Source organism: Polynucleobacter sp. Latsch14-2 (assembly GCF_018881925.1).
Taxonomy (GTDB): Bacteria; Pseudomonadota; Gammaproteobacteria; order Burkholderiales; family Burkholderiaceae; genus Polynucleobacter.
Genome location: NZ_JACVPL010000025.1, coordinates 1 through 10,842, shown reverse-complemented (window position 1 = coordinate 10,842; position 10,842 = coordinate 1). Strand labels below are relative to the sequence as shown.

Sequence of the window (10,842 nt, the reverse complement as noted above, 5' to 3'; positions counted from 1 at the left end):
AGTTTGGCTAAGGTGTTGATAGGTCATGGCTACTTTGACTTGGAGGTCTAGAAGCTTTGGATACTAAAACATCCTTAGCCTCCTTACCTAGTTGTTCAAAGTTGCACTTCGTGGTTGAATCCACCTATCATTATTAGCGCTAGTAATGGCATTTTGATAATTCAGTTATCTGGGTTTTAAAGCCCAAAATCAAGGGAAATAGATGTCAGAAGAGCAGCGTCGGCAATTACAGCAGCAACTATGGAATATTGCCAATACATTACGAGGCAAGATGTCCGCAGACGACTTCCGGGATTACATCCTTGGATTTATCTTCTACAAGTACCTATCAGAAAAAATTGCCAACTTTGCCAATGATCAATTAGAGGGTGAAGAGCTAACGTTTGAAAGTCTTGATGAAAAGTCGACTGAAGGTAAAAAATACCTAGAGGCTATTGAAGAGGCCTGCAAAGAAGAGCTTGGCTATTACCTAGCCCCTAGCGAAATGTTTGACCATTTGGCTAAAAAAGGCAACGGGGAGCTAGGTTCCAACACCTTCATTCTGGGCGACTTGACTAAGGTCCTAAAAAATATTGAACAAAGTACCCTAGGGACCGATAGTGCTGAAGAGTTTGAGCACCTATTTGACGATATAGACCTAACCTCGGCCAAGCTAGGCAAGTCAGAGGATGAGAAAAACGAACTCATTTCTAAGGTGTTGGTCCACCTAAATAAAATCAACTTCCAGCTACGCGATACCACTGCAGACGTATTAGGTGATGCCTATGAGTACCTTATTGGCGAATTTGCCAGTGGTGCGGGTAAGAAGGCGGGGGAGTTCTATACGCCACAACCAGTCTCTCAGCTACTTGCTGAACTAGTAACCCTGAACAATCCCAAGTTGCGAAATGTGTATGACCCAACCTGCGGGTCTGGTTCATTATTGCTACGAGTAAAAAGGCAGGCAGAGTTTGTTGGTCATATCTACGGCCAAGAAAGAAATCCAACGACTTACAACTTAGCTCGCATGAACATGATTCTGCATGACGTGCACTTTAGTAAATTCGACATCAAGAATGAAGACACGCTAGAGAAACCTCAGCATCTAGAAATGAAGTTCGATGCGATTGTGGCTAATCCACCATTTTCAACGCAATGGTCTGCCAATCCTATGTTTATGAGTGATGACCGCTTTAGCTCATACGGCAAACTAGCGCCAAGCAGCAAAGCTGACCTGGCCTTCGTGCAGCACATGGTTTACCACTTATCAGAAGAAGGCACCATGGCAGTTGTTCTGCCTCACGGCGTCCTATTCCGCGGTGGCGCTGAGGGGCATATTCGTCAATACCTGATTGAAAAGATGAATTGCTTAGATGCTGTTATTGGTTTGCCATCAAATATTTTCTTTGGCACCGGCATTCCAACTTGCATCCTAGTAATGCGTAAGTGTCGGAAGAAGAATGACAATATCTTGTTCATAGATGCAAGTAAGAATTTTGAGAAAGTCAAAACAACCAATGTGATGCGCCCCGAGCACATAACCAAGATTGTTCAGACATACAAGGCACGCAAAGCAGAAGATAAATACAGCGCAATAGCCACTATTGATCAAGTGAAAGAAAACGACTGGAACCTCAATATCCCCAGGTACGTTGATAGCTTTGAGGCAGAAGAAGAAATTGACCTTGCCGCAATATCAGTCCAACTGATCGACCTAGATAAAGAGTCAGCAAGCGTAGATAAGGAAATAGCGGCCTTCTGCAAAGAGCTCGGCATTGAGCTGCCATTCGTAAATGGTGGCAAGTGATGAGCGTGCCGAAGTTGAGGTTTAAAGAATTTTCTGGAGAATGGCTAGAAAATAATCTTGGTGATTTTGTGGGCTTTACTTCTGGACATCCCTTTGACGGCTCTAAATTTGGCATGGATGGAAAGAAATTAGTTATACCGAAAAATTTTACTAAGTTTGGCCATGGAAATTTTTCGACTGAATACTCAAAATTTACTACCGAAGAAGCAAATCCTAAATATATTTGCAGATCGGGTGATCTATTGCTGCTAATGACAGATTTATCCCGCGAGTGCGAGCTCCTAGGTAAACCTCTCTATCTTAAAAATGATGATAAAGAGGTTCTTCTTAATCAGCGAATAGCAAGAGTTGAGCCCTCAGAGGCCATACATTTACCTTTTTTATTGAATTTATTGTTGACAGATAAGTACCATAAAAAAATTAAAGAGCTGGCAACCGGCTCTACCGTTAAGCATTTATCTATATCCAGCATTAGGGAAATTAGGCTAAATTACCCTGGGTATGATGAGCAGGATAAGGTAGCCACATTCCTATCTAAAGTTGACCAAAAGATCTCCCTCCTAACGAAAAAGCATGAACTCCTTATTCATTACAAAAAGGGAGTCATGAAAAAAATCTTTAATCAGGAAATTCGATTTAAAGATGGGGGTGGGAGGGATTATCCAGAGTGGAATTTAAGGAAAATTGGGGATGCTTTAACCATCGGTAGCGGACGAGATTACAAACACTTGGACCCAGGAGATATACCTGTCTATGGCACGGGTGGATTTATGCTGTCAGTGAATGATTTTTTATACGACGGCGTTAGTGCTTGTATAGGTAGAAAGGGCACCATTGATAAGCCAGTCCTTTTGTCAGGTAAATTTTGGGCGGTTGATACTCTTTTTTATACCCATAAATTTATTAATTGCACTCCAGAATTTATATACGCATGTTTCCAGACGATTAATTGGAAAAGTTATTGCGAGGCATCAGGGGTTCCAAGTCTTTCAAAAAGTACTATTGAGGCAATAGAAATCAACCTTCCATGCATCGCTGAGCAAAAGCAAATTACCGATTTTTTTGCCGCATTAGATAATAAAATTACAAATATAAAGTCCAAGCTAGCATTATCCAGGGAATATAAACAAGGCCTGCTACAGCAGATGTTTATCTAATATGACCATCCAATCTGAAGCTGCGCTAGAAGAAGCGCTCATCAAGCAACTCCAGTCAATGGAGTACTCCCGCGTAGAGATTCTGGATGAGTCTGCCATGCTGGCTAACTTAAGGCGCCAGCTTGAGCTCCATAACGAAAACACCCACCATATTCCCAATCTTCGCTTTAGCGATAAGGAATATGAGCAAATCCTCAATAAGCTCAATACCGGCAACGTATTTGACCGCGCTGAAATCCTAAGAGATAAGTTTGCATTAAAACGCGATAACGGCGATGTTATCTGGATTACCTTCTTAAACCATGTCGACTGGTGCCAAAACGAGTTCCAAGTCACCAATCAAATATCAACCGAAGGTAAGCGTAAGAATCGTTACGACGTCACGATCCTGATTAATGGTCTGCCTTTGGTTCAAATTGAACTAAAGCGGCGCGGAATGGATCTCAAGGTCGCCTTTGACCAGATCATCCGATATAAGCATGAATCCTATGATGCAGGCTACGGCTTGTTTCAGTATGTCCAGCTCTTTGTCATTAGCAATGGAGTCAATACCAAGTATTTCTCCAATAATAAGAGCATTAAAGAGTTCACCTTCAAGCAAACCTTCTTCTGGTCTACCAAAGAAAACAAGCGAATCTCAGATCTGCATGACTTTAGTGCTGAATTCTTAAAGCCTTGCCATATAGCGAAGATGATTTCTCGCTACATGGTTCTAACAGTAGACAAGTTACTTTTAGTAATGCGCCCTTACCAGTACTACGCAGTAGAGGCCCTAATTGAGAAGGTAAAAACGAGTAAGTCCAATGCTTATATCTGGCATACAACCGGCTCTGGCAAGACCTTAACCTCGTTTAAGACCAGTCAAATCGTTGCTGAATTGCCCGAGGTTGATAAGGTTGTCTTTGTTGTGGATAGAAAAGACTTGGACTATCAAACGGAGAGGGAGTTCAACCACTTTGAAGAGGGCTCAGTCGATAGCGCACCCAATACATCGGAGTTGGTCAAGAAGCTCAATGACCCAACTTCAAAGATTGTTCTCACTACCATCCAGAAGCTAAATAACGCGATCACTCGAGATAGGCATGCCATCAAGATGGACGGCCTAAAAGACAAGAGGGTGATCTTTATATTTGATGAGTGCCATCGTAGCCAGTTTGGTGAGAACCACAAAAATATTAAGCAGTATTTCAGTAACTGCCAAATGTTTGGCTTTACTGGAACGCCGATTCTTGAGAAGAACGCATCTTCGCATGGTGGGCGCAAGCAAACAACCGCCGATCTATTCGGTACTTGTCTGCATAAATACCTCATTGTTGATGCGATACGCGATGAAAATGTCCTGCGCTTTTCTGTTGAGTATGTCGGGCGTTATAAGAAAAAAGAGTCTGGTAGCCATCTCGATATCGATGTTGAGTCGATTGACACCAAGGAGTTGATGGAGGCTGACGACCGGCTTAATAAGATCACTGATTACATCATTGACCATCATCGTCAAAAGACCAAGCATCCAGACTTTACTGCGATGTTCTGCGTTGACAGTGTAGATTCATTGATTCGGTACTACGATTTATTCAAACAGAAAATCGCAGAAACGGGCTCAGACTTAAAGATTGCCACCATCTTCAGCTATCAGCAGAATGAGGCCAATCCTGAGGCTGATGGTACCGGTGGCGTAATTCCTGAGGATGATGGCGTGACGCCTGAAAAGGTGACCTATAGCCGAGACAAGCTAGATCAATACATCAATGACTATAACGAGATGTTTGGCACTAAATTCTCGACTAAAGATAGCCAGGACTACTACAACTACTACAAAGATATTGCTAAGCGCGTGCGTCAGGGGCAAGTTGATATCCTACTGGTAGTCAATATGTTCCTCACTGGTTTTGATAGCCCAAGACTCAATACGCTTTACGTTGATAAGAACTTAAAGTACCACGGCTTAATTCAGGCATTCTCTAGAACCAATCGCATCCTGAATGATAAGAAATCACAGGGCAATATCATTTGCTTTAGGAATCTGAAGGAAAAGACAGATGAAGCGATTGCCTTGTTCTCCAATAAGGATGCTAAAGAAACGGTTCTGCTAGAGCCTTATGAGAATTACGTTGAAAAATATAACCTAGCGGTTGAGGCACTCCTTGCCTTAACTCCAACCGTTTCATCGGTGGATGATTTGCAAGATGAGAATGAGCAGCTGCTATTTGTAACGCGCTTTAGAGAACTTCTTAAATTAAAGAACGTAATCACTTCGTTTACTGACTATAAAGAGGGGGATCTTGCACTTACTGAGCAAGGTTTTGAAGATTACAAGTCTAAGTACCTCGATATCTACGAACGCGTCAAACATGAGAATGCCAAAGAGAAAGATTCCATTCTGAATGACGTGGACTTTGAGATTGTTCTCATTCATCGGGATCAAATTAATGTTGCGTACATTATTCTGTTATTAACCGAATGGTTAAAGAATGGTGGTAAAGGCAAAAAGGGCGAGGGAATCAAAAAGCAGATTGATGACTATCTGTCTGGCGAGATTCAATTGCGCTCTAAGAGGACCCTGATTGAGCAATTTATTGAAGAGAGCCTCAGCGGCCTATCTCCTGATGGAGTTGCAGAAGAATTTGAGGTCTTTTGGGCCAGGAAGAAGAAGGCAGCCTTTGATGCGCTTTGTCAGTCTGAGGGGGTTAATGGGCCGAAGCTTCAAGCTTTACTAGAGGGCTATGAATTTACAAATCAAGCCCCAAGGTCTGAGGAGTTAATTGAGGTTCTGGAACAAAAGCCAAAAATATTGGAGCGTAAATCAACTTTAGTGAGAGTTGGTGATGCTATTGCTCGATTTATTGATACGTTTATAGAAGGTATGGGTTGAGGCAGACCTCATTTTAAAAATGAATAGCTATAACGGATTTACCCCGAGTCAAAGAGTTAAGGCTCAGAATTGGCTTAATAAGCAATGGGCAAATGGTACATTGGCTAGACCAGCTAAATGCTGTGCCTGCGGCCAGACCGAGGGTTTGATTGATGCCCATGCTGAGGATTATTCGGAGCCATTTGAGGCAGGAAAAACCGATCAATTTCACCTTTGTCGTAAATGTCATATGCACGTACACCGTCGCTTTGCTAACCCTCAGAGTTGGCTTAGGTACAAGGAGTTAGTAAGTCAAATGACGATTGGTCTTGATGGTGTCGAGCGCAACATTCTAGATAGGATTGGGTAGTTCTTAAAAGGATTTAGATAGTGAAAATACTCTACATAGATATGGATAATGTCCTGGTTGATTTTCCATCGGGAATCGCAAGAACCCCTGAGCATATACAAGATCAGTACGAAGATAGATTGGATGAAGTTCCAGGCATCTTCTATTTAATGGACCCAATTCCAGGGGCAATTGCCGCATATGAAGAGTTGGCGACCATGTTCGATACCTATATTCTTTCAACCGCACCCTGGGGCAATCCAAGTGCCTGGTCCGATAAGTTGCTATGGGTGAAAGATTATCTGGGTAAGCCGGCATTCAAACGATTGATCCTTAGTCACCATAAGAATCTGAATGATGGAGATTTCTTGGTCGATGATCGTCTTAAGAATGGGGTAGATCGATTCAAGGGTGAGCATATTCACTTTGCAACCCCTGAATTCCCAGATTGGGAGACTGTTGTCCGTTATTTAAAGACCAAGGTCTAAAGCATTTTCGTAGCGCTATTGCGGCCTACTTGGTTTTGCTTTCGAGATACTCATACGGATCAAAGGCATCCAGATTATCAACCCCACGAATGCATGGGATCGGACCATAATTTAAATACTCTTGCATCAAAGCATGTCCAGTGAGAGATGAATATCGCGGTTTGCATAAGACTCGATCAATTACCCTCCTGCATGCATCGACAGCATCCTTCAGATCCTCATAATCCCCAATTTGAATCCAGGCACTCTGATCCATGGGGCGGTTAAGGTCAAAGACCTCAACGCTAAGTGGTTTGGATAAATTCACTGCATGCATAGTCATCTCCTGATTTTTCCGTAGGATAGATAGCATAAGCTCAGGAGATAGCCATTACTCAATTGGTGGATTGACCACTCCTTTCTCGAATAAACGCCTGAACCTGTTCAATCGTCCAAAACGAAGACCTTCCAATCTTGATTGGTTTCGGAAACTCACCTTTCTGAACCATCAACCAAAACTTAGATTTTGATACCGGCATCACTTTTAATATTTGAGGAATTCTCATCAAGGTAATTGGTGGGATTTGAGTATTTGATTGGCTCATCATGATCTCCTTAGCGGGCGCGTTTTAAGTTTTTACGATAAACCTGCAAAGCCATCTTTGCGGAACTCATTTTTGTGTATCCATAAGATCGATACAAGCTATACAAGCGAAATGCCACCATTAAATTTAATCTCCTTTGTGTTTTGTTATGCATCATTTTGTGTGCTGCTGAAGTGCAATGTAGTCAATGAAATTTTGGTGGTCAATCAAATATCAATACCCACTTTAAAGACGCATATTCATTTTTGACTACAAAAAAATATTTATTCATAGAAGTGACAGAGCAGATATAAATAAAAGGCTACAGCCTAGTCAGAGCTTTCTGATAGAGCAAAGAGAGTGGTGGACATACGTAGATCAACAAACACTTCAGATAAAGAAAATCATTCTCACGAATTTCTCAAACATGGATTACAGCGAAATGATGAATAAGTAAATTAAAGAAAAATTCAGAAAAAACGCATTTGACGATACGCTTTCCGATTGCTAGATTCTTCTCTTGCAAAAAATATTGCACGCAAGAAAAAGAACTACACGGAGACAGATTGAGATGAATTACTACGAGCATCACATTGGAGATTATGCAGAGGCGACTGCGCATCTTACATTCATAGAGGATGCAACCTACAGCCGCCTCATTAGAAAGTACTACGCCACAGAAAAACCGCTACCTATCGAAATCAAGTTGGTACAAAGATTAATTAACGCACGATCAAAAGAAGAAAAAAATGCAGTTGTATCTGTCCTTAATGAATTTTTTACCCTCACTGATGATGGCTGGAGACAAGAACGCTGCGACCATGAAATAGCCCGCTTTAAAGACAAGCAACTTAAAGCTAGGCGGAGTGCAGAAGGCAGATGGCAATCATTTCCATCGGACGAATCTCAACCAGAAATCACCCCAAATATCGGATGCGTTCGCAATGCGACCGCAATGCGAACGCATTGCTCACCAGACACCAGACACCAGTCACCAGTAACCAATCTCCATACACCAGGCAAACAAAACAATGGGGGTGAAAAGGAAAAAATTCCCCAGGAGCTAACAAAGCCATCCGATGAAGAAAAAGTTTTTCAAGAACGTATCGAAAAATACAAAAGCTTTGCAGCCATGATTAGCAAGGAGGGTAGAGCTATAGCTGTAGACGACTACCGCATTCGAGACATCGTCAATCTCGGAGTATCGGAAGCTGAAGTAGCAGAGGCCATCGCTACGGCAAAGGAAACACGCATGAAAGTCTCAAACCCAACCCCCATCAATGCAGGATATGTTTTGGCCATACTCAAAGGGGCGCGCAAGAAGGTGGAAGCGGCTAGCGCAGAAGAAGAGGCTTGGTGGAAAACCAATGATGGCATTGACACCAAAGGAAGAGAACTAGGCATGAGAGCCCAGGGCGCAGAGAACTATGACGCCTTCAAAACCCGAATATTTACCGAGCTACGCAAACGCCAGGAAGCCATGGAGAAACCCAATGCAAACTAATCACGCTATAGCTGGCGTCATTGATCGTCTAGACATGGAAGACTTTCCCATCGGATCAAAAGTGAAGACCCCAAGCGGTCGAATTGGTACCGTGGTCAAACATCGTGGAGCCCAAAGCCGACATGACTTATTCCAAAGAATCATCATCGAGTTTGATGAACCTCTTGGAGACTCGGTAGCGCTGCAACCTCATCTTTTACGGTTGATCTAGACCTCATGATTGAAAACAATCAAAAGAAATCAAAGAAACCGGTACCAAGCAAAAGTAAGGGAGGGGCAAGACCTGGAGCTGGCCGCAAGGAGGGTAGTCTAACCAAGCGTACTCGTGAGATCGCAGAGGTGGCTGCCGCCAATGGTATTACGCCTCTGGAGATCATGATGAGCACGATGATGGCGCTCTACAAAGAGGCGGGTAATTGCAGTCGTGATCATCATGACCATGGTGATAAGACTAACGAGCATGATGATGGTCATACCGCCATGATCACGGAGAATCGCATCAAGTTACTGAACATGGCCGCGACCATTGCCAGGCATGCTGCGCCGTATGTGCACCCACGTCTATCCGCAATAGAGCACACCGGAAAAGATGGTGCACCTCTACAAAGTGGGGTCTTGGTGGTACCTAGCGCCATGAGTATGGATGAGTGGGAGCAAGCTGCCCAGCCAAAACACTAACCCATGAAAACCATCTGGGCACCATTGCCCGGCAGTCAGACCTTGTTCCTGACATGCCCCGTCTATGAGGTATTGCTGGAGGGCACCAGAGGAGGGGGTAAGACTGATACCTTACTCATGAGCTATGCCCAACACGTAGGAAGAGGCTTCGGGGATCATTGGCGCGGCACACTCTTTCGCCTTACCTATCCGCAGCTAGCAGACGTAGTGGCCAAGAGTAAGCGCTGGTTCTATCAAATCTTCCCAGGTGCTAAGTTCAATGAATCAGATTACGTTTGGAAGTGGCCTACCGGAGAGATGTTGTACTTCCGTTATGGAGCCAACGAGGATGACTACTGGAACTATCACGGCCATGAATACCCCTGGTTAGGATTTGAAGAGCTCACTAACTGGCGCAATCTGTCCTTCTACGAAGCCATGCATTCCACTTGCCGGTCATCACACCCCGGAATGCCAAGGATGGTACGAGCAACCTGCAATCCATTTGGGGTGGGCCACGCATCCGTAAAGGAGCGATTTCAGATTGGGGCAATACCTGCCGGGAGAATCATCAAGCAAGATGGTGCTCTACCAAGGGTGAGAATTCATTCGACGATTTATGAGAACACACACCTACTCAAAAACGACCCCAATTACCTCATGAGCCTAGAGTCGCTAAGCGATCCAAACAGGCGCAGAGCCTGGTTAGAAGGTGATTGGGATATCCACGTAGGAAGTTTCTTGGAAGGCGTGTGGCAACCCTCTAAACACGTTGTAGAACCCTTCGCAATACCACCAACCTGGAAGGTATGGCGCTCTATCGATTGGGGCTATGCCAGGCCATACGCCGTGTATTGGTTCGCACTATCTAATGATGGAGTCTATTACCTATGGAGAGAACTCTATGGATATGGAGATAAAGAAAACACGGGCACCAGAGAAGATGCAACAGTAGTAGCCGAAAAGATCAAAAAGATCGAGATACACGACCAACGTCTTGGATACGAATACCGCATGAACCTAGCTGACCCATCCATCTTCTCAAAGATCGGAGCAGAGAGGTCCATTGGTCAAATCTTCAGGGATAAGGGGGTGAAATGGACTGAGGCCTATAACGCCCCTAGAAGCAGAGTAAACGGAGCTCAAGAAATCATCCGCCTATTAGCTGAAGGAAGGTTAAAGGTATTTAATAATTGCAAGCATTGGCTTAGAACTGTTCCGCAATTACCGTCAGATTCATTAAACCCAGAAGATGTAGATACGGATGCCGAAGATCATGCGTGGGATGCGACTAGGTATGGGGTGATGCGGGTGCGAAGCCTGTCATATGACACAACATATATTGGGTGAGGCATCCTGCTAACGACCTTGAATTCAACCGATCGATGCAACACACTACAAACTGCGTAAGCAAAAGGAGTGTTGCTCATGAAACAACGACCTCGAATCTATTACACGGCCACCCAGAAGGCTTTAATGTGGGAGCGGTG

Annotated in this window: 11 protein-coding genes; 9 read left to right on the top strand and 2 right to left on the bottom strand. The window is 43.8% G+C overall.

Annotated elements, in window-relative coordinates; genetic code table 11:
- Positions 1–202 precede the first annotated feature (202 nt).
- The 5 genes from ICN46_RS11510 to ICN46_RS11490 are packed head-to-tail and all read left to right on the top strand — an operon-like array spanning position 203 to position 6,628.
- Positions 203–1,786: a type I restriction-modification system subunit M gene (locus ICN46_RS11510; protein WP_216208936.1), complete on the top strand. Its 1,584-nt coding sequence runs from the start codon at positions 203–205 to the stop codon at positions 1,784–1,786.
- A complete protein-coding gene (locus ICN46_RS11505) occupies positions 1,786–2,943 on the top strand; it encodes a restriction endonuclease subunit S (RefSeq protein ID WP_216208933.1) in 1,158 nt (385 codons plus the stop codon). Before ICN46_RS11510 ends, ICN46_RS11505 begins: the two co-directional genes overlap by 1 nt.
- 1 nt (position 2,944) lies before the next feature.
- On the top strand, positions 2,945–5,812 hold the full coding sequence (locus tag ICN46_RS11500; RefSeq protein ID WP_216208931.1) for a type I restriction endonuclease subunit R: 2,868 nt from the start codon (positions 2,945–2,947) through the stop codon (positions 5,810–5,812).
- A 19-nt stretch (positions 5,813–5,831) separates the two neighbouring features.
- Positions 5,832–6,161 carry a hypothetical protein gene (locus ICN46_RS11495; protein WP_216208928.1) on the top strand — a complete coding sequence of 110 codons (330 nt, stop codon included), beginning with the start codon at positions 5,832–5,834 and terminating at the stop codon, positions 6,159–6,161.
- 20 nt (positions 6,162–6,181) lie between these two features.
- On the top strand, positions 6,182–6,628 hold the full coding sequence (locus tag ICN46_RS11490) for a 5' nucleotidase, NT5C type (protein WP_216208926.1): 447 nt from the start codon (positions 6,182–6,184) through the stop codon (positions 6,626–6,628).
- Between the two features lie 25 nt (positions 6,629–6,653).
- Here ICN46_RS11490 and ICN46_RS11485 read toward each other — a convergent pair whose 3' ends face one another.
- Together ICN46_RS11485 and ICN46_RS11480 are read right to left on the bottom strand one after the other, a co-directional pair.
- A complete protein-coding gene (locus tag ICN46_RS11485; RefSeq protein WP_216208924.1) occupies positions 6,654–6,950 on the bottom strand; it encodes a hypothetical protein in 297 nt (98 codons plus the stop codon).
- Between the two features lie 52 nt (positions 6,951–7,002).
- Positions 7,003–7,212 (bottom strand): helix-turn-helix transcriptional regulator, encoded by a 210-nt coding sequence (locus tag ICN46_RS11480; RefSeq protein WP_072583558.1) that lies wholly within the window; start codon positions 7,210–7,212, stop codon positions 7,003–7,005.
- Between the two features lie 550 nt (positions 7,213–7,762).
- Here ICN46_RS11480 and ICN46_RS11475 point away from each other — a divergent pair.
- The 4 genes from ICN46_RS11475 to ICN46_RS11460 are packed head-to-tail and all read left to right on the top strand — an operon-like array spanning position 7,763 to position 10,702.
- Positions 7,763–8,695 (top strand): YdaU family protein, encoded by a 933-nt coding sequence (locus tag ICN46_RS11475; protein WP_216208921.1) that lies wholly within the window; start codon positions 7,763–7,765, stop codon positions 8,693–8,695.
- Positions 8,685–8,906, top strand: coding sequence for a hypothetical protein (locus ICN46_RS11470; protein ID WP_216208919.1), 222 nt, complete (start codon positions 8,685–8,687; stop codon positions 8,904–8,906). The genes ICN46_RS11475 and ICN46_RS11470 overlap by 11 nt, the downstream gene beginning before the upstream one ends.
- A 5-nt stretch (positions 8,907–8,911) precedes the next feature.
- Complete coding sequence (locus ICN46_RS11465) at positions 8,912–9,373, top strand: hypothetical protein (RefSeq protein WP_216208916.1); 462 nt, start codon at positions 8,912–8,914, stop codon at positions 9,371–9,373.
- Positions 9,374–9,376: 3 nt separating this feature from the next.
- Positions 9,377–10,702 carry a terminase large subunit domain-containing protein gene (locus ICN46_RS11460; protein ID WP_216208914.1) on the top strand — a complete coding sequence of 442 codons (1,326 nt, stop codon included), beginning with the start codon at positions 9,377–9,379 and terminating at the stop codon, positions 10,700–10,702.
- Positions 10,703–10,842: the final 140 nt, after the last annotated feature.

What these genes read in the sequence shown, in the direction of transcription:
- ICN46_RS11510 (WP_216208936.1), top strand. Translation starts at nt 203, where the DNA reads ATGTCAGAAGAGCAGCGTCGGCAATTACAGCAGCAACTATGGAATATT.
- ICN46_RS11505 (WP_216208933.1), top strand. Translation starts at nt 1,786, where the DNA reads ATGAGCGTGCCGAAGTTGAGGTTTAAAGAATTTTCTGGAGAATGGCTA.
- ICN46_RS11500 (WP_216208931.1), top strand. Translation starts at nt 2,945, where the DNA reads ATGACCATCCAATCTGAAGCTGCGCTAGAAGAAGCGCTCATCAAGCAA.
- ICN46_RS11495 (WP_216208928.1), top strand. Translation starts at nt 5,832, where the DNA reads ATGAATAGCTATAACGGATTTACCCCGAGTCAAAGAGTTAAGGCTCAG.
- ICN46_RS11485 (WP_216208924.1), bottom strand. Translation starts at nt 6,950, where the DNA reads ATGACTATGCATGCAGTGAATTTATCCAAACCACTTAGCGTTGAGGTC.
- ICN46_RS11480 (WP_072583558.1), bottom strand. Translation starts at nt 7,212, where the DNA reads ATGAGCCAATCAAATACTCAAATCCCACCAATTACCTTGATGAGAATT.
- ICN46_RS11475 (WP_216208921.1), top strand. Translation starts at nt 7,763, where the DNA reads ATGAATTACTACGAGCATCACATTGGAGATTATGCAGAGGCGACTGCG.
- ICN46_RS11470 (WP_216208919.1), top strand. Translation starts at nt 8,685, where the DNA reads ATGCAAACTAATCACGCTATAGCTGGCGTCATTGATCGTCTAGACATG.
- ICN46_RS11465 (WP_216208916.1), top strand. Translation starts at nt 8,912, where the DNA reads ATGATTGAAAACAATCAAAAGAAATCAAAGAAACCGGTACCAAGCAAA.
- ICN46_RS11460 (WP_216208914.1), top strand. Translation starts at nt 9,377, where the DNA reads ATGAAAACCATCTGGGCACCATTGCCCGGCAGTCAGACCTTGTTCCTG.